This window comes from Streptomyces sp. NPDC054961 (genome assembly GCF_053609145.1).
Window position 1 is genome coordinate 41,185 of the sequence record NZ_JBSGWY010000050.1, and the last position, 17,639, is coordinate 58,823.

The window sequence follows — 17,639 nt, forward strand, 5'->3', positions numbered from 1 at the left end:
GGGGGGGCGGCCGGGGGGGGGGGTGCTGGGGGGGGGGGGGCCGCGGGGGGGGGGGGTCTCACGCCGCGGGGGGGGGGGGGGGCGCCGGCGCCCCCCACCACCCGGGCTGGAGCGGGGCCGTACGGGTCAGGCGATCGAGAAGGTGACGACCGACTGGTAGGTGTCCGCGAACATGAACGGCGGGAGCTGGATCATCCCGGCGCCGCCGATCTCGAACTCGCCACCCGTCAGGTCGTCGCCGCCCGCGGCCTGCGAGGCGATCTTCATCGGGGTGTCGGAGATCGCACCCGGCGCACCGGCGGAGCAGGTGCTCGGGCTGTCCGCGTTGGTCACCTTGCAGGTCGGCTGGATGCCGAGCTGCGCCTTGGCCATGGAGTGGCCGGTGACCTCGTTCAGGAACGGCGTACGGGTCGCCGAGACGTCCCAGCCGAGGGTGCCGCCGCGGAAGTCCTGGACGGCCATCGCGGTGAACTGGCCGACGACCGACTGGGCCTTGCCGTTGATGGTGACCTTGCCGAAGTCGACGGCCGGGTTGCCGGCCTGCGGGCCGATGGCCAGCGGACCGGGAAGGACCTCGACGTCGACCGGGTTCTTCACGCCGGGCTGGTCGACGATGAAGACGTAGGCCTTGTACGGGGTGATCGAGCCGTCGATCTTGATCTCGTCGGCAGCGAGGCTGACGACGATGTTGCAGGTCGCGACGCCGGCGGCCGTGGCCGTGCCGCTACCGGTCTCACCCGTGGGGGCGCCGTTCCTGAGTGCGGAGCAGGTGACCGCGCCCGCCGGGAAGTTGGCGCCCGTGACGACCACTTCCTGGCCCGCCTTGCCGCTGTTGGGCGTCAGCTTGGTGGTGACCGGGTCCTTGGGCAGGGCCTCGACGGCGACCGAGCCGACCGCCGCGCTCGGGCGGGGGTTCGGTGTGCAGGTGGTCGTGAAGACCGATCCGCCGAGGTTCGCGTCGGTCACCGCCAGGTCCAGGGCCACGGAGACCGTGGTGCCCTCGGAGCCGTCCGGGATCTTGACGGTGCCGGAGAACGGGGCGGGGTCGAGCGGCTGCCCGGCGACCACGCTGACCGTCTCGGGCGGGCTGACGACCGTCTGGGTGGTCGACCCGACCTTGAGGGTGATCTTGGAGGTGTTGACCGTCGTGACGGAGAATCCCGGGATGACCGGGCTCGCCCCCGGGTCGATGGTGACCGGGACCACGTCGCCGGCCTTGGCCCCGTCGGGCAGGGTGACCGTGTAGTTCTGGATGCCCGAGGCGCCGGCCTGGGGTGGCGGTGCGACGCAGTCCACCTGGACGGGCGTCGTCTTCGTCGCGGCCTGCGCGGTGCCTGACAGGCCCACCACGGCGCCGGTCAGGGCCAGGGACAGAGCGCCCGTCCCGGCCAGAACTCTTCGTCGAAACGTTGTACTCACTAGGTCGCGACTCCTTCGTCAAACGAACCCCTCCCCCCACCCGCTGTGTGGGGGAGGCCGAGCCGGTGCGGTGGCCGACATTGACGCGTCGCGGTGATGAGAAGTCAATGGCTTGCTTTCGCCCGAAGCGCACAGAAATTGATGTGCCATCAGGCCGGGTGCCGGAGCGGTTGGGATACCGACCGGCCGGTGGGCGGGGTGAGTGGGGCGGGTGGGGTCCGCGCAGGTGCCCGACTCGCCTCTGACCTGGGCGGGCGGTCCGCTCGGGCGGGCCTGGGGCCGGGCTTGAGCTGGGCCGGGGCGGGGGCCGGACCGGGCCGGCGCGGGATCCGCCCCGGTGCCCGGCGGCCGCCCGCCGGGGCCCTCGAGGTGCCGTCGAGGTGCCGTCGACGGGTGCCTCGGTAGGGGCTATCCGGCGGCCGGGACGTGCAGCAGGAGGTTGCGGGTCCCGGACGGAAGGCCCGTGATCCGGTCCGGCACCGCGCTCCGCAGGAGAGTTTCGGCCACCTGCGCGGGGGTCTTGCGCGGGCCGCCGGCCGCGAGGCCGTCCGCGAGCACCAGCGCGGCGACGCCCGCCGCGTGGGGGGCCGCCATCGAGGTGCCGGAGGCCCGCGCGAGGGCCGTCGCGGAGCCCTTCCAGGCCGAGACGACGGACACGCCCGGGGCGAAGAGGTCCACGCAGGGGCCGAGGTTGGAGAAGGCCGGCCGCCGGTCCTCGACGTCGGTCGCGCCCACGGTGACCGCCTGCCGGATGCCGGACGGCGACCCGTTGCAGGCGTTCTCGCCCGAGTTTCCGGCCGCGACGGTGAAGGTGATCCCGGCGGCGATCGCCCGCGTCACGGCCCGGTTCAGGGCGAAGCTGTAGCTGCCGCCCAGGCTCATGTTCGCCACGGCCGGGGTGGCGGGGAACGTGAGGGAGTCCTTCACCATCCAGTCGACACCGCTCGTGATGGCCGACAGGGAAGCGTCGCCCTGGCAGTCGGCGACCTTCACGGCGACGAGCGACACCCCCTTCGCGACCCCGTACGTGGCCCCTCCGACGGTCCCCGCCACGTGCGTGCCGTGGCCGTTGCAGTCCGCGGCGCCCTCCAGACGGACCGCGTTGGCGCCCGTCCGGGCGCGGCCGCCGAACTCCTGGTGCAGGGTGTTGATTCCGGTGTCCACGATGTACGCGGTGACCCCCTCCGCCTTGGTCGCGTACGCGTACGAGCCGTCGAGCGGGAGCGCGCTCTGGTCGAGCCGGTCCAGGGGCCACGGCGCGGGTGTCTGGACGAGGGGCACCGCCCCCGTGCCGTCGACGGTCCGGCGGCTGCCGTGGGCACGGGCGCCGTCGCTACGGGCGCTTTCGGTGCTGGCGCCGCCGGTGCGGGAGCTTCCGGTGCGGGAGCCTCCGGTGCGGGCGCCGTCGATCCGGAAGGTGGCGTCGGGCTCCACGGAAGCCACCCGGGGGTCGTCGGCGAGTTCGGCGGCGCGGCCGGCGGTGGTGCGGACGGCGAAGCCGTTCAGCGCGGTGTCCCAGACGGCCCCGACTTGGTCGCCGGACGCCTCGGCCTCGGCGGCGAGGGCGCGGGTGGCGGCGAGGGCGGAGGCGCGGGAGCCGCTCTCCTTGAGGACGACGACGTAGGGGGCGACGGAGGTTTCGGCGTCGGTGGTGGCTGCGGCTGCGCTGGTGGCGGCGTGGGGCGGCAGGGCGGTGGCCACCGCCAGCAGGGCGGCGGCCGGGAACAGCGCGGTGAGTACGGTCATGCGGCCGATGCTCGGCGAGCCGCGGGTCACCCGCGCGGAGGGTGCGCCGACTGGCCCCACGACACGCCGCCGCAGGGGGCATGGTCGCAAGGGGACGGGGCCTACGGCGCGATGGGCCAGCCGCGCATGGCGAAGACGCCCTCGTCCACGGCGCCGGCCGCGTCGTAGGTGGCCAGCGCGGCCTCGTTGTCGGTGTCGACGCCCACCCACATGCCGTAACAGCCGCGCGCCCGGGCCTCGACGGCGAGTGCCTGGGTCAGGGCGCGGCCGATGCCGCGCCGCCGGTAGCCCTCGTCGACGGAGAGCTCGTACAAGCACATCTCGGTGCCCTTGTCGGGGTGGCTCATCTCGATGCCCGAGACCATCCCGGCGGGCACGTCGTCCACATAGGCGATGAGCATCAGGTGCCCGGGTGCGGCGAGGAACCGCTGCGACCAGTCCGGGCGGGTGGGCCCGTCGAAGAGGCCCTCGGCGGCTTGCAGTTCGGCGGGGGTGCGGGCGGGGCGGATGTCCATGGCGGCGACGATAGTGGCCGGACGGCCGACGGGAAGCCCGATCCCGACGCGGCGTGGCGCGCTGTGCCTGATCAGGGCGGCGAGTCAGCGGTCGGGGCGGGCGGGGCTTGGCCGGTCGGGTCGGGGCAGGCCTCGCCGGTCGGTCGGTCGGTCGGGTCGGGGCAGCGGCTTGCCGGTCGGTCAGCGGGTGCGGGTCGAAGCGGGCTGGACCCGGTTGCTGTCCTGCGTGTTCGCTCCGGGGGACGGGGTGCCGTCCGTCCAGGCGTAGACCTTCTTGCCGCGCACCGTGACCTGGTACTGATAGTGGTCCCGGCAGTCGGGCCGCTCCTCGGCCTGGGTGTCGCCCGGCCACCACTTGGCCGCCAGCGCCGTCTTCGGGGACTTCTTCGGCGTGCCCGCCGCGCACTGCGGGCCGTTCAGCGGGGTCGCTCCCAGCGTGAACCGGATCAGCCGGGCCCCGCCGCCGGTGCGCGCCTTTATTCGGACGTCGGTCGCGTCCTTCGGTACCCAGGCGGGCAGCGCCCACGTCAACTCCCCGCGCGTCGGGGCCTCGGCGGCCGTCGCGTAACGCTTGCCCTTCTCCTTGAACACGTGGTCGTTGATCGCGTCGGTCACGGGGTTGGTCGGCAGGTTGGGCAGGGCGATGGCGGCGGTGGCGAGCACTCCGACGGTGGCGGCGGCGATGACGAGCGGACGGCGGTTCATGTGTACGAGTAAACGGGGCGGGGTTCGTAACCCGCGTCCCTCCCGAGGACGAACCGGATCTCTGCCGCAAGAGTGACATCGACTCATACCAAAGTCTCGGCTCTGCCTTCGGGCAGAGGCCGGATCCCTCGTGAGGCTCATGCCCGACCCCCGCCGGCCTCGGATAATCGGTGATATGTCTGCCACGGGTCGCTCTCTTCTCCGGGCCGCCGCCGAGGCGTTCGCCGGTGGTGCGCTCGTCGTGCTGGCGTACGGGTTCATCGCCCAGACCGGCAGCGCCCTGCCGACCTACGCCAAGGTGGGGCTGGCTCTCCTCGCGCTGGCCCTGTTCCTCGTGCGCCGCCGCCGCCCGGAGGTGGCGCTGCTCGGCATGGGCGCCCTCCTCGGGGTGATGTCCTGCCTCGGCATCCTGATGGCCGTGACCGCGTACGCGGTGTCCCACCAGCTGGCCGGGGCCGGGCGCAGGGCCGCCGTGCTGTTCGGGGCCGGGGCGCTCACCGTGCTCACGGCGGGCGCGTCCGTGTACCGCGAAGGCTTCGGCTCCTGGCAGTACGGGCTCACCATCGGCGGGGTGCTCGCCTCGGTGGCCGTCCTCGTCCCCGGGCTGGTCGGAGCTTCCGCCGGACAGCAGCGGCGGCTCCTCGTCGCCCTGCGCGAGCGGACCGCGGCCGCCGAGGAGAACCGCAGGCTCGTCGAGAGCGAGTCGCGCATCCAGGAGCGGTCCCGCATCGCCGCCGAGATGCACGACCTGGTGGGGCACCGCCTCAGCCTGATCTCCCTGCATGCCGGCGGCCTCGAAATGGCCCTGCGCGGCAAGGGCGGTGACGGCTCCGGCGAACTGCGCGAGAGCGCCGGCCAGGTGCGACAGGCCACCCGCGACGCCATGCGGGAGTTGCGCGAGGCGCTCGGGGTGCTCGGGCCGCTGTCCCGGGACACCGGGACCGAGGCGCTGACCGACGCCACCGGAACCCGGGCCGACATCGAGGCCCTGGTCGCGGAGTCCCGCGCGGGCGGGGTCCCGGTGATCTTCGCATGGACCGGGCCCGACACGGCGGCCCGGGAGGCGCGGGTACGCCGGGCGGTGCACCGGGTCGTGCGCGAGGCGCTGACCAATGTGCACAGGTACGCCGCCGGGGCGCCGGTGGAGGTACGGATCACGCACACCGAGGCGTGCGTCGAGGTCGCCGTGGTCAACGGCGCCCGGCGGCGGCCGTCGGCCGGCGCGGCCCGGACCACCGGAGGGCCGGGTGGTTTCGCCGGGTCCGCCACATCGGGTGGGCCGGGCAGGTCCGCCGGTTCCGGGGGGTCGGGCCGGTCCCCAGGGTCGCCCGGGTCCGCCGGTTCGGGCCCCGCCGGGCCGGGCGCCGGAGTCGGCACCGGGCGCGGCCTGAACGGGCTCCGCGAGCGGGTCGCGCTGCTCGGCGGCGACCTGGAGGCCGGCCCGGATCCCGCCGGTGGCTTCGCCGTGCGGGCCCGGCTGCCCGCCGTCCCGCCGACGGCGGTGCAGACCGACGCCGAACGCGCGAAGACCCGTACGCCGGGCCCCGCGGGCGCCGCGGCGCTGCGGCTGCGGAGGGCTCCGCTGCTGATCCCGGTCGCCCAGGCGGCCTCGGCCCTGCTCGGCCTGGCCGGTATCGGCGCCACCCTGATCTTCGGCCTCCAACTGGTCGGCAACGCCCGGGGCCCCGGCTACACCCCGCCGAAGCCGCCCGAGCTCGGGATGACCCGCGCGCAGGCCGAGTACTCCGGGGTCTACGACGACAGGCAGGCCCGCGCGGCCGCCGCCGGGCGGGAGCCTGCGCGGCCCGCGGGCGCCACCGAGTGCATCTACCCGTACAGCCGCGACACCGCCGGCCGGGACCGGCTGAAGCTCACCCGTTACTGTTTCCGCGATGAGGTTTTGATCGAAATCGCCCCATTCGAGGTGCCGATGGTGCCCGCGGACCTGTCTCCCTCCCTCTCGCCACCGCTGCCGTCCCGGTCACTCTCCCCCTCCCCCTCCCCCTCGGCCTCGGCAACTCCGGCACCGTCTGCCCCACTCGCCCGTACGGCCTCACCCACCCCTTCCGGGAGCCCACATGAATGAGACGCAGCGGCCGGACGGGACCGGCGGCACCGTCCGGGTCCTGCTCGCCGACGACGAGCAGATGATCCGGGCCGGCGTGCGGATGATCCTCAAGCACGCCGACGGCATCGAGGTGGTCGCCGAAGCCGTCGACGGGGCGCAGGCCGTGGAGCTCGCGGGGCGGCACCACCCCGACGTGGTCCTCCTCGACATCCGGATGCCCGTCCTCGACGGACTCGCCGCGATCGGGCCGCTCACCGCCCTGGACCCGGCGCCGCAGGTCGTCGTACTGACCACCTTCGGCGACGACGAGAACGTGATGCGCGCGCTGGCGGCCGGGGCCACCGGTTTCCTGCTGAAGGACGAGGGCCCCGACGAACTGATCAGCGCCGTACGGTCGGCCGCGGGCGGGGACGCCGTCCTGTCGCCCGGAGTCACCGGCGCGGTCATCCGCCGGATGCTCCAGGGCGGTGGCGCCGACCTGCGCGCCCCCGCGGCGGCCGGTCCCGACGCGCGGATCGCCGCGCTCACCGAGCGGGAGCGGGAGGTGCTCGCCCTGCTCGGCGAAGGCCTCGCCAACCTGGAGATCGCACGACGGCTCGGCATCGGCATCGGCACGGTGAAGACGCACGTCGGCTCCATCCTGGAGAAGACGGGCAGTGCGGGTCGGGTCCAGGCGGCGCTTCTCGCCCACCAAGTGGGCCTCGCGGGCGACGGGTGACGGCCGTTCGCCGCCGCCGGTCCCTGGTGTAGGGCCAGAGCAGGTACCGGTCGAGGGATCGATCGAAGGGACCGGTCGAGGGATCGGTCGAAGGGGCCGGGCAGGGGCGGGCCCCCTACTCAAGTCTCATGCCGCATCGAGGCCTTGAGGGCGATGACGGTGAGGCCGGTGCACGCGGACGATGGAAGCATGTCCCGTACCGCATCGCGCATCCACTACTCGGAACCCGTCGGCCCGACGGGCGGCCCTGCCGACCATGCTGGACGTGGTCAACGCCCAGAAGCGGCGCCCCTGTCGGCCCGGGGGCCGCCGCGCGTCCCTGCCCGCCACCCGGGGTGGGCGCGCGTCGTTAGGGAACCGTGCCTCACCGTCCCGCGCTCGACTACGACGTCGATGCCATCCTTCACCGCGCCCCAGCCCTGGCCCCGGCCCCAGCCCCAGCCCCGGCCTCAGTCCCGGCCCCCGTCCCTGTCCCCGTTCCCGTTCCCGTTCAGGTCCCGGCCCCTGAGCCCGCCGAAACCGTCAAGGCCGGCATCGGGAGCCGCGCCCGTGCGTCCGCTCTCGCGGTTGCGGCCGCCGCGATCGCGGTGCTCGCACTGGCGCCGGCCGCGTCCGCGGCGCCGGAGGTACCGGCGGACAAGCCGTTGGTGCTGAGCTCCTGGACGGCGGTGAGCGGCGGTAGTTACGAGGCCTGGACCGCCGCCCGCGCGCACCCGGAGGCGTGGGCGGCGTACGGCTTCGACTGGTCGACGGACTACTGCACGACCTCACCGGACAACCCGTTCGGGTTCCCCTTCCGCCTGGCCTGTGCCCGGCACGACTTCGGGTACCGCAACTACAAGGCGGCGGGCGGGTTCCGGGCCGTCAAGCCCCGCCTGGACGACATGTTCCACGCGGATCTTCGGCGGGTCTGCGCGCCGTACGCAGTCGCGCGCAGAGCCTCGTGCGAGGCCACCGCGTGGACCTACTACCAGGCGGTCAAGGCCTTCGAGTAGAAACGGAGTTCGCGGCCGTCACCGGCGCACGGATGCACCGCACCGGGACGACAAGGCCTGACGGGTCCCAACGGGCCCCGACAGGCCCCGATTGAGAAGGCCCGGCCGCGTCGCCGGGGCCCGGCGCCCGCTCTCCGGCGAGCGCGCCGCCGGTGTGGCCGAAGACCACCGGCGCGCGGCCGCGTGCGCCCTTCGGCGTGTTGACGCGTGCGCCGACCGGGGTGGGGGGAGGGTGACGGCACGGGTCCGTGCGAAGGGCTGCGGCGCGGCTTCGCGTGGAGCGGCGCGTCGCCGGGCCGTGTGTCGCGGGGCGGCGCGCAGGCGCTTACGCCTCCGCTACGGCCGTCCGGGTAATGTGCCGCTGACCTGCACGAAAGCCCTCCCGGAGGGAGGGCTCACAAGGGTGGAAAGAAAGTGCCCCCGGCAGGACTCGAACCTGCGGCCAAGTGCTTAGAAGGCACCTGCTCTATCCACTGAGCTACGGGGGCCGGGAGGTGGCCGTGGTGGCCTGGAGCCCCGGGGTTGGGGTGGGACTGCGGTCTGTTCCGGGTCAAGGATAGGGCTCCGTTTGCCTTGTCCCGGTTGCTTCACCCGCGTGCCACGATGTGGAGGTTCGGTGAAGCGGTCCCGATAATCGCAGGCAGGTGCGATTCGCGCATCGCTTTTGCGCCGTGGCGCCCTGGGTGTTGTGTACTCGTTATGCCTGCGCCCCACTCGTCCGCTCTGTCTGAGATGTCCCGCTGGGGTAGCGCTCGGCGCGCAGGGGACGTATAAGCTTCAAAAATGGTCTGAAATTGGGCATTCTTCGCATGTGGTGACCTTGGATGTTCGGCCTCAGCTGCTCGATGCCCTGTCCGCCCTGCGCGACCGGGTCGCGTCCGTGCGTCTGCCGCTGCCCTTGCCCGGCGCCCCCCGCGCCCGCCAGACCAGAGCCGAGCTGCTCGCGCAGCTCGACGACTACCTCGTACCCCGGCTGAAGGCGCCGGAGGCGCCGCTGCTCGCCGTCGTCGGCGGGTCCACCGGAGCCGGAAAGTCCACCCTCGTCAACTCCCTCGTAGGGCGCCAAGTGAGTGAAGCCGGAGTGCTCCGGCCCACGACGCGAACCCCTGTGCTCGTCTGCCATCCGGATGATCATCACTGGTTCGCCGGGGTGCGGGTCCTCCCCGACCTGATGCGGGTCTGGGCCCCGGAAACCGACGAGGACGCCCTGCCGGCCGCCCGCAAGACCCTCCACCGACCGGGCGGCAAGCTCCACGGGCACGCCACCCGCGAAGTGCGGATCGAGACCGTCGCCACCCTCCCGCGCGGCCTCGCCATCCTCGACGCCCCCGACATCGACTCCCTCGTGGTCGACAACCGGACGCTCGCCGCCCAGCTCATCTGCGCCGCGGACGTCTGGGTCATGGTCACCACCGCCTCCCGCTACGCCGACGCCGTGCCCTGGCACCTCCTGCGTACGGCCAAGCAGTACAAAGCCACCCTGATCACCGTCCTCGACCGGGTCCCGCACCAGGTGCTCACGGAGGTCTCCCGGCAGTACGGGGCCCTGCTCACGCGGGCCGGGCTGGGCGACGTACCGCGGTTCACGGTCCCCGAACTGCCCGAATCGGCCGGCGGGGGCGGGCTCCTGCCCGCCAGTGCCGTCGCGCCCCTCTTCGCCTGGCTCGCCCACCACGCGCAGGATCCGGCCGCCCGTCAGCATGCCGTGGGGCGCACCGCGCTCGGCGCGCTCGACTCGCTCGGGCGCCGGATGCCCGAGCTCGCCTCGGCCGTCGCCGCCCAGCACGCCGCCGCCGTACGGCTGACATCGGCCGTCGAAGACGCCTACAAGAGGGAGGGCAAGCGGGTCCGCAGCCGCCTCGACCGGGGCGCCGTACTCGCCGGGGACGCGCTCACGCGCTGGCGCGGCTACCCGCTCGACACGAGCGCCGACGAACTGCTCGACTCGCTCGCGGAATCCCTCGCCGCACTGCTCCAGTGCGCCGTCGCGGCCGCCGACGAGCGGATCGCCGACGCCTGGCGGCGCGAACCCGCGGCCGGCGCCGTGGTCCTGCCGACCCCCGACCACGAGGCGGCGGAACGTATCGGCGTGGCCGTACGGCGCTGGCGGCGGGTCCTGGAGGAACTCGCCGAGGAGGAGGTCGCGCAGCTCGACAAGCAGCCCGCACCCGACCCCGACGGGGTCGCCGCCCTGCTGGTCGCCGCCCTGCTCGGCGGCAAGCGGGCCCGTCCGGCGGGGGAGAAGCTCGCCGAGCGGATCGGAGTACAGGCCGCCGTACGGCTGCGCGACCGGGGCGGGGAACTGGTCGGCGAACACCTCGACCAGGTGCTGCGCGCCGAACGCGACCGCCGCCTCGCCCCCATCGAGGCCCTCGAAGTGAGCCCCGAACCCCAGGCCGAGCTGATCGCCGCACTGTCCGTACTGCAGAAGGAGAGGTGACGCGGTGAACGCCTTGACCGACCGGACCGACGACCGCTGGGACGACGGGCTCATCGCACGCTCGCGCCCCCGGGTCGCCGACGACGACTGGCCCGGAACGGGTGACGACGAGGGCGACGAAGCACTCGTCAGGGCGGTTTCCGGCGCCGGAAGCGACGGAGGCAAGGCCCCCTCGCCCCCGCTCAGCCCCGAGGCCCAGGCGCTGCGCGTCCGCCTCGACGCGCTGCGCCAGCTCATCGGTCTGTCCCGGACCAGGATCCTCGACGGCAAGACCCTCGCGGAGGCCGGACGGATCCTGGACGAGGCGGCGGCGCGGCGCGGGCTCTCCGCACAGCACACCGTCGTCGCCGTCGCCGGCGCCACCGGAAGCGGCAAGTCCACGCTGTTCAACGCACTCGCCGGCGTGCAGATCTCCGAGACCGGGCTGCGCAGGCCCACGACCGCGGCGCCCATCGCGTGCAGTTGGTCGGACGGGGCCGCCGGGCTGCTGGACCGGCTGGAGATCCCCGGACGGCTGCGCCGCCGGCCCCGGGAGACCTCGGAGGCCGAGGCGCTGCGCGGCATGGTCCTCGTCGACCTGCCCGACCTGGACTCGGCCGTCGGCGCCCACCGCGACCACGTGGACCGCGTCCTCGCGCTGGTCGACGCGGTCGTGTGGGTGGTGGACCCGGAGAAGTACGCGGACGCGGTGCTGCACGAGCGGTACCTGCGGCCGCTGGCCGGGCACGCCGAGGTGACCTTCGTCGTGCTGAACCAGGTGGACCGGCTGCCCGGCGAGTCCGCCGATCTCGTCCTGGACGACCTGCGCCGGCTCCTCGACGACGACGGGATCGCGCTCGGCGAGCACGGAGAGCCCGGGGCCACGGTCCTCGGGCTTTCCGCTCTCACGGGTGAAGGAGTCGGGGAACTGCGCGAGATGCTCGGACAGTTCACCCAGGAGAAGGGCGCCGCGACCCGGCGGATCTGCGCCGACGTCGACAAGGCCGCCGCGCGCCTGCGGCCGCTCTACGTGGCCGACGGCCACGCCGGTCCGGAGATCGGGGAGACGGCGCGCGCCGAGTTCGAGGACCGGCTCGCCGAGGCCGTCGGGGCGTACGCGGCGGGATTGGCCGCCGAGCGGGCCTGGCGGCGCAACGCTGGAAAGGCGTGCGGGACGCCGTGGCTGCGGCTGTGGCGGTGGTACGAGAGCCGGCGAGCCCCGCGTTCTCTGGCCGGCCTCGCCGCGCTGGCGGCGATCGGCCGGTCCTCCACGGTCTCCGAGCCGCCGGTCGAGGAGGAGGTGACGGCCCGCCAGCGCGTGGAACAGGCCGTGCGGACCGTGGCGGACGGGGCGGTCCGCGGCCTGCCCGACCCGTGGGCCCAGGCGGTGCGGGAGACGGCGGTCCGCGGCGCCGAAGGGCTTCCGGAGGCGCTGGACGAGATCGCGGTGACCCTCGGTGCGGCGGTCGCGGTGCCCAGCGCCAGGCCGCCGCGGCCCTCGTGGTGGCCGGCGGCGGTGCTCGCGCAGGCGGCCATGACCCTGCTCCAGATCTTCGGCGGGCTGTGGCTGGTCGGACAGATCGCCGGCGTCCTGGAACCGCGGCTGATGCCGCCCGTGCTGCTGATGGTGGCGGGCATCATCGGGGGACCGCTGGTGGAGTGGGCCTGCTCGATCGGGGCCCGGGGTCCGGCCAGGCGGTACGGCCAGGACGCGGAGCGGCGGCTGCGGGAGGCCGCGGCCGGGTGCGGCCGGGCCCGGGTGCTGGAGCCGGTGGCGGCGGAACTGCTGCGCTACCGCGAGGTGCGCGAGCAGTACGCGACGGTGGCGAAGTTTTCCACAACCCGCCAGTAGTCCACAGGCCCCAGCGGGTTCCGGCGAACCGGGCCAGCATGGTCGTACCCCGCTCGGATCGGCCGGGCGGGTACGGACATGAGGGTCGGGGCGGCGCGTTGCCGAACGCGCGGCGCGGACCCCGGGAGGACGGCCGGGATGAACGACACCCAGGTGACGCTGGTGGGGTACGTGGCCACCCAGATCGACTACAAGGAGACGGTGAACGGCCCGGCGGCCAGGTTCCGCTTCGCCGTCACCCCGAGGTACTACGACCGGAAGAAGGAGTCCTGGGCGGACGGGGCGACCAGCTTCTACACCGTGTGGGCGCGGCGGAGCCTCGCCGTCAACCTCGCCGGATCCGTTTCCGTGGGCGAACCGATGGTGGTCCACGGGCGGCTGCGGGTGCGCGAGGCACCGCCCGACGCCGAGGGGAACCGGTGGTGCTCGGCGGAGATCGACGCGACCGCCATCGGGCACGACCTGAACCGGGGAACGGCCGCCTTCCGGCGGGTCGTCAGAACAGACGTGCCGCTGATGCTCAATCAGAAGGCGGCGGTGGTCTGAGTGTTCGAGGCGGATAGGATTCCCCGGTACTCACGGGCACCTGGGCCTTCGGCCCGAAGGGGAAGACTGTGTCGATTGCCGTACCCGCACCCTCCGCTCCTGCTGTCGTTCATGCTGTCGTTCATGCTCCCGGTCCGGAACACGGTCCGGACCAAGCTCCTCAGCGTGTTCCGGACCGCGCTCCGGACCACCGTTCGGCCCCCGGCGCGGCTCCCGGCGTCACGCCGGGCACCGGTGCCGGCAGGGCTCCCCGGCGCCTCACGGTCGCAACGGCCGTACGGGGCTCCGCGCGGCGCCCGATCGCGGTGGCGCTGCTCGCCGCCGCGCTGGCCGCGGCGCCGGGCGCGCACGCCGCCGCCGACAACGGCCCGGTGTCCTCCCGGGCGCCGGAGGGCGCCAGCGCCGTCCTGGACGGGCTGAAGACCTACGGGCAGGCCGTCCTGCGCGCGGCGGACGGCTCCGTGCGGCAGATTCCCGCCGGGCTGTACGAGATGCGGGTCGACGGCGGCGGGATGCTCCAGACGTACGGGGTCGGTCTCGCGGGCAACGCGCAGCCCCAGACCCGGTACGCGGAGAGCGGCTGGAACGGCACCCCGCTCGCCGGAAGCGGCGAAGGGGGCCGGGTCCGCTGGATCCTGGAGCACTCCTACCCCCAGCTGAACGATCTGGCCGGGCTGGCCAAGGCCGCCGGAGCGGCCGCGCTCACCGCGGAGAGCGCGGCGGCGGGGACGCAGGTGGCCATCTGGCGGCTGGCCGAGGGCGTCCGCGTGGAGGCGGCGGACCCGGAGGCCGAGAAGCTCGCCGGATACCTCCAGCGAGAGGCGGGACGGCTGCCGGAGCCGCCGGCTTCGCTGGGGCTGGAGCCCGGGGAAGTGTCGGGTCCGACGGGCAGCCGGATCGGGCCGGTGACCGTGCGGACGGGCGCGCACAGCGTGAGCGTGACCCCGGACCCGGCGGCCGTCGCCATGGGGGTGCGCGTCCTGGACGCCGAGGGGCGGGAGGTCGACACCGCCGCCAACGGGACCAAGCTGTTCTTCGAGGTGCCGGCGGGGACGCCGGACGGCAGTGCCTCGGTCACCGTCCACGGGTCCACCCGGGTCCCGGTGGGGCGGGTCTTCACCACCGGCGTGCCGGCGCAGGTCCAGATCGTGGCCGGCTCCAGCGCGTCGGCCCTCGCGGCCACGGCGACGGCGAAGTGGCCGGAGCCCGCGGCCGTCCAGGTGGCCGAGGCGGCGTCCTCGGGGACGGCGGCGGCCACCCTCGGAGCCCTGTCCGGGCCCGCCTCCGCGATCTCGCCGGACACCTCGGAGGAGCGGCTGGCCACCAGCGGCAGCTCGGCGGCCACCCCGGTCATCGCCTCCCTGGCGGTGGGCCTGGTGGTGCTGGGCGGCCTGGTCGTCCTGCTCCTGCGCAAGCGGCCCCTGGAGGACGGGCCCGGCCCGCAGCGCGAGCAGGGCCGGGAGTAGCGGCGCCGTCCGGATCCCGGACCGGGCGGGGTGACGGTCGCCGCGGCCGGGTGGCCGCGGGGGCCGATTCGGATTCCGGGCCGCGGGTAGGTGCAGAAGATGGCTGATCAAGAACTGACCCTGCGCGGCGCGGTCGCGCGGTGGGACCGGCAGTTGTTCGACGTGGTGGCCCGGCGGCACTGGCCCGGGGCGGACGCGGTCCTGCCCCGGCTCGGGCGGGCGGCGAACCACGGCGTGCTGTGGGGCGGGACGGCCCTGGCGATCGCCGCCTTCGGCTCGGCCGGGGCCCGCAAGGCGGCCGGGCGCGGGGTCGCGTCGCTGGCGCTGGCCTCCGCGACGATCAACACCATCGGCAAATGGTCCGTACGACGGCCGAGGCCGTTGCTGGACGGGGTGCCCGCGGTGCGGCAGCTCGCCACCCAGCCCCGGACCACCTCCTTCCCCTCCGGGCACTCCGCGTCCGCGTTCGCCTTCGCCGCCGGAACGGCGCTGCAGTCACCGGCCCTGGGCGCGCTGCTGCTCCCGGTCGCCGCCTCCGTCGCCTTCTCCCGCGTCTACACCGGGGTCCACTACCCCTCCGACGTCGTCACGGGCGCGGCGCTCGGGGTGGCGGCCGGGTTCCTGGTCCGACGGCTCACCCGGGACGCCGAGGAGGCACGGATCGTCCCGGGTGACGAGCGCACGGCGGTCGGGGTGCCCGCACTGCCCGACGGGGCGGGGCTCACGGTGGTGGTCAACTCCGGCTCGGGCACGGCCGCCGCGGCAGGGCTCGACGTACTGCGCGAGCGGCTGCCCAAGGCGGAGGTCGTCACCTGCGAGGGCTCGGATCTCGCCGCGGAGCTGGCCGCGGCGGCCGAGCGGTCCGTCGTGCTCGGCGTCTGCGGAGGCGACGGCACGATCAACGCCGCCGCCACCGCCGCGCTGCGCGCCGGGATCCCGCTGGCGGTGTTCCCCGGGGGCACGCTCAACCACTTCGCGCTGGACCTCGGCCTCATGGGGACCGAGGACACCTGCCGGGCCGTGGCGGCCGGGCAGGCCGTCCACATCGGGGTCGGCCGGTTCACCCCGGGCCCGGATCCCGAGGACACGAGAGCCGGGTACTTCCTGAACAACTTCAGCATCGGGGCCTACCCGGAGCTCCTCCGCCACCGGCTGCGGTGGGCGCCCCGCATCGGCGGCGGCCCCGCCGCGCTGCTCGCGGCCTGGCGGGTGCTGCGCGCCGAGCGTCCCGTACGGCTCCGGCTGGCCGGGCGGCCGCGGAGCGTGTGGCTGCTCTTCGCGGGCAACGGCACCTACCGGGGCACCGGCCCGGCGCCCCGGTACCGCGAGAGCCTGGGGGAGGGCCTGCTCGACCTCCGGCTCGTCTTCGGCGGCGGCCGCCCGGGTCCCCGCCTGCTCGCCGCAGCCTTCGCGGGGCCGCTGTCCCGCTCCCCGGTGCACGTCGCCACCTGCCTGCGGAGCCTGCGCGTCGGGGACATCCCGGCCGGCACCCCGCTCGCCTACGACGGCGAATGCGGGCAGGCCCCGGCCGCGCTCGTGCTGGACGAGCTCCCGGACGCCCTGACGGTGTACCGCCCGCGCTGACACCCGTGCGGACCAGGCAATTCCGTATCAAAGTGGTGGAGCGGGATGATCGAAACCGCCTAAGGTGATCCGGAAAGAGGATCATCAGGTGTGTAACTCAAGAGGGTGCTGTCTGTGAAGTTGTCCCGGATCGCCGCTGTGGTCACCGCCGCCGCCATTGCTCCGGCCGTCCTGCTCGCCTCACCGGCTTTCGCGGACGACACCGCCCCGGGGTCGGGCACCCCGTCCTCGCCGACCGCTCCCGACCAGGCCCCGGCCGGGGCGGCCGGGGCCAAGCCGGCCGAGAAGGCCGCGGCGACCGCTCCGGAGAAGGCGACCGCTCCGGAGGCTGGCAAGCCCTCCGGTGAGACCGTGGGGACCCCTGCGGAAAGGCCCGCCGAGAAGCAGACGGGAACGCCGACCGGAACGCAGACCGATAAGCAGACCGAGAAGCCCGGTGGCAAGGACGAGCAGATAGACGAGGACCGCATCGCGATCCTGCGGATCATGCTCGCCGCCAAGGAGGGCTCCGTGGTCCGCGAAGAGGGCGGCAAGGCCCTCGACGGCGGGCCCGAGGCCATGCGCAAGTTCCTCGAGACCGGCCAGTTCGACGCCCGCGCCACGGACGAGAGGATCGCGCTCTCGCGGATGATCGGCGACCCGAAGTCGGGCCGTGCCGTGCGCGAGGAGGGCAAGAAGGCCCTCAGGGGCACGGACGCCGATGTCCACGCGTTCCTGGAAACCGGGCAGCACGTGGCGCGTGCCTCGGACGACCGGGTGGAGATCGTCCGGATCATCTCGAACCCGGACGCGGGCCGCCTCGTGCGCGAGCGGGGCGAGAAGGCCCTCAACGGCACCCCCGCGGAGCTCCGCGCCTTCGTGGAGCACGGCCAGTACGTGGCCCGCGCCTCCGACGACCGCGTCTGGCTGGCCCGGATCGCCGAGGGCGAGAAGGGCTGGGACACCGGCACGGCGGCCGACAAGCTGCTGAGCGGCGGTGCGAGCGACGCCGAGATGCGGCACTTCCTCGAGGTGACCCAGTACGAGCTGCGCCACCAGGACAACCGCGTCCGGATCGCCCAGATCATCAGCGACGCGGGACCCGAGCTGCGGAAGGCCGGGCGCGCCGCCCTGCGGGACAGCAGCCCCGAGGCCGTCAACGCGTTCCTCAAGACGGGCCAGTACGAGGCCCGCGCGAAGGACAAGGCCGCCGAGGAAGCCGGCAAGCCCGCCGAGGGCGGCACCGGCACCGGCACCGGGTCCGGCACCGGCACGACCGTGCAGCCCGCCGTCGCCACCACCGGGTCCGGCACCGGCACCACGCCCTCCGGCAACGGCAACGTCACCGTGAACGGCGCCGGCCACGCCCTGGCCTCCACCGGCGCCGGTTCCGCCACCGGGCTGGCCGCGGGCGGCGCCGGTGTCGCGCTCGTCGCGGGCGCCGGCCTGGTGCTCGCCTCGCGGATGCGCCGCGCGGGCACCGGAGCCTGACGGCCACCGCACAGCACCACCGAAGGGGCGCCGCGGCCACCCGCCCCGCGCCCCATCGGCATGCCCCCCCCCCCCCCCCGGTACGCCCAGGTGTGTCGACCCCGTACGTGGGTGACAAGCGTGCCACCCCCGGCCC

13 protein-coding genes and 1 tRNA gene are annotated in these 17,639 nt (G+C 74.5%); 9 read left to right on the top strand and 5 right to left on the bottom strand.

Annotation, left to right across the window (positions count from 1 at the left end; genetic code table 11):
- Positions 1-126: 126 nt before the first annotated feature.
- The 4 genes from ACWF9Z_RS31800 to ACWF9Z_RS31815 form a co-directional block, all read right to left on the bottom strand.
- The gene (locus ACWF9Z_RS31800) at positions 127-1,419 is read right to left on the bottom strand and encodes a hypothetical protein (protein ID WP_453607967.1); all 1,293 of its coding nucleotides are present in this window, start codon (positions 1,417-1,419) and stop codon (positions 127-129) included.
- Between the two features lie 408 nt (positions 1,420-1,827).
- Positions 1,828-3,165: a S8 family serine peptidase gene (locus ACWF9Z_RS31805; protein WP_453607970.1), complete on the bottom strand. Its 1,338-nt coding sequence runs from the start codon at positions 3,163-3,165 to the stop codon at positions 1,828-1,830.
- A gap of 101 nt (positions 3,166-3,266) precedes the next feature.
- Positions 3,267-3,680, bottom strand: coding sequence for an N-acetyltransferase family protein (locus tag ACWF9Z_RS31810; protein WP_453607973.1), 414 nt, complete (start codon positions 3,678-3,680; stop codon positions 3,267-3,269).
- 180 nt (positions 3,681-3,860) lie between these two features.
- A complete protein-coding gene (locus tag ACWF9Z_RS31815) occupies positions 3,861-4,385 on the bottom strand; it encodes a hypothetical protein (RefSeq protein WP_453607976.1) in 525 nt (174 codons plus the stop codon).
- Between the two features lie 175 nt (positions 4,386-4,560).
- Here ACWF9Z_RS31815 and ACWF9Z_RS31820 point away from each other — a divergent pair, with 175 nt between their 5' ends.
- The 3 genes from ACWF9Z_RS31820 (at position 4,561) to ACWF9Z_RS31830 (ending at position 8,166) form a co-directional block, all read left to right on the top strand.
- Entirely contained in the window at positions 4,561-6,471 is a 1,911-nt protein-coding gene (locus tag ACWF9Z_RS31820) for a sensor histidine kinase (protein ID WP_453607978.1), read from the top strand.
- Positions 6,464-7,171, top strand: a complete 708-nt coding sequence (locus ACWF9Z_RS31825) for a response regulator (protein WP_453607980.1) — start codon at positions 6,464-6,466, stop codon at positions 7,169-7,171. Before ACWF9Z_RS31820 ends, ACWF9Z_RS31825 begins: the two co-directional genes overlap by 8 nt.
- Positions 7,172-7,752: 581 nt before the next feature.
- Positions 7,753-8,166: a phospholipase gene (locus ACWF9Z_RS31830; protein WP_453608002.1), complete on the top strand. Its 414-nt coding sequence runs from the start codon at positions 7,753-7,755 to the stop codon at positions 8,164-8,166.
- 415 nt (positions 8,167-8,581) lie between these two features.
- Here ACWF9Z_RS31830 and ACWF9Z_RS31835 read toward each other — a convergent pair.
- Positions 8,582-8,654: transfer RNA gene (locus ACWF9Z_RS31835), tRNA-Arg, on the bottom strand.
- Between the two features lie 326 nt (positions 8,655-8,980).
- Between ACWF9Z_RS31835 and ACWF9Z_RS31840 the strand changes: the two genes are divergently transcribed.
- The 6 genes from ACWF9Z_RS31840 to ACWF9Z_RS31865 all read left to right on the top strand — a co-directional run bounded on the left by ACWF9Z_RS31840 (position 8,981) and on the right by ACWF9Z_RS31865 (position 17,503).
- Positions 8,981-10,606: a dynamin family protein gene (locus ACWF9Z_RS31840; protein ID WP_453608004.1), complete on the top strand. Its 1,626-nt coding sequence runs from the start codon at positions 8,981-8,983 to the stop codon at positions 10,604-10,606.
- A gap of 4 nt (positions 10,607-10,610) precedes the next feature.
- Positions 10,611-12,437 carry a GTPase gene (locus tag ACWF9Z_RS31845; protein WP_453607983.1) on the top strand — a complete coding sequence of 609 codons (1,827 nt, stop codon included), beginning with the start codon at positions 10,611-10,613 and terminating at the stop codon, positions 12,435-12,437.
- A gap of 138 nt (positions 12,438-12,575) precedes the next feature.
- Complete coding sequence (locus tag ACWF9Z_RS31850; RefSeq protein WP_453607986.1) at positions 12,576-12,983, top strand: single-stranded DNA-binding protein; 408 nt, start codon at positions 12,576-12,578, stop codon at positions 12,981-12,983.
- 305 nt (positions 12,984-13,288) lie between these two features.
- Positions 13,289-14,449 carry a thioester domain-containing protein gene (locus ACWF9Z_RS31855; RefSeq protein ID WP_453607988.1) on the top strand — a complete coding sequence of 387 codons (1,161 nt, stop codon included), beginning with the start codon at positions 13,289-13,291 and terminating at the stop codon, positions 14,447-14,449.
- A 99-nt stretch (positions 14,450-14,548) separates the two neighbouring features.
- On the top strand, positions 14,549-16,033 hold the full coding sequence (locus tag ACWF9Z_RS31860) for a phosphatase PAP2 family protein (RefSeq protein WP_453607990.1): 1,485 nt from the start codon (positions 14,549-14,551) through the stop codon (positions 16,031-16,033).
- 114 nt (positions 16,034-16,147) lie between these two features.
- On the top strand, positions 16,148-17,503 hold the full coding sequence (locus ACWF9Z_RS31865) for an ALF repeat-containing protein (RefSeq protein WP_453607993.1): 1,356 nt from the start codon (positions 16,148-16,150) through the stop codon (positions 17,501-17,503).
- The last annotated feature ends 136 nt before the right edge of the window (positions 17,504-17,639 follow it).

What these genes read in the sequence shown, in the direction of transcription:
- ACWF9Z_RS31805 (WP_453607970.1), bottom strand. Translation starts at nt 3,165, where the DNA reads ATGACCGTACTCACCGCGCTGTTCCCGGCCGCCGCCCTGCTGGCGGTG.
- ACWF9Z_RS31810 (WP_453607973.1), bottom strand. Translation starts at nt 3,680, where the DNA reads ATGGACATCCGCCCCGCCCGCACCCCCGCCGAACTGCAAGCCGCCGAG.
- ACWF9Z_RS31815 (WP_453607976.1), bottom strand. Translation starts at nt 4,385, where the DNA reads ATGAACCGCCGTCCGCTCGTCATCGCCGCCGCCACCGTCGGAGTGCTC.
- ACWF9Z_RS31820 (WP_453607978.1), top strand. Translation starts at nt 4,561, where the DNA reads ATGTCTGCCACGGGTCGCTCTCTTCTCCGGGCCGCCGCCGAGGCGTTC.
- ACWF9Z_RS31825 (WP_453607980.1), top strand. Translation starts at nt 6,464, where the DNA reads ATGAATGAGACGCAGCGGCCGGACGGGACCGGCGGCACCGTCCGGGTC.
- ACWF9Z_RS31850 (WP_453607986.1), top strand. Translation starts at nt 12,576, where the DNA reads ATGAACGACACCCAGGTGACGCTGGTGGGGTACGTGGCCACCCAGATC.
- ACWF9Z_RS31860 (WP_453607990.1), top strand. Translation starts at nt 14,549, where the DNA reads ATGGCTGATCAAGAACTGACCCTGCGCGGCGCGGTCGCGCGGTGGGAC.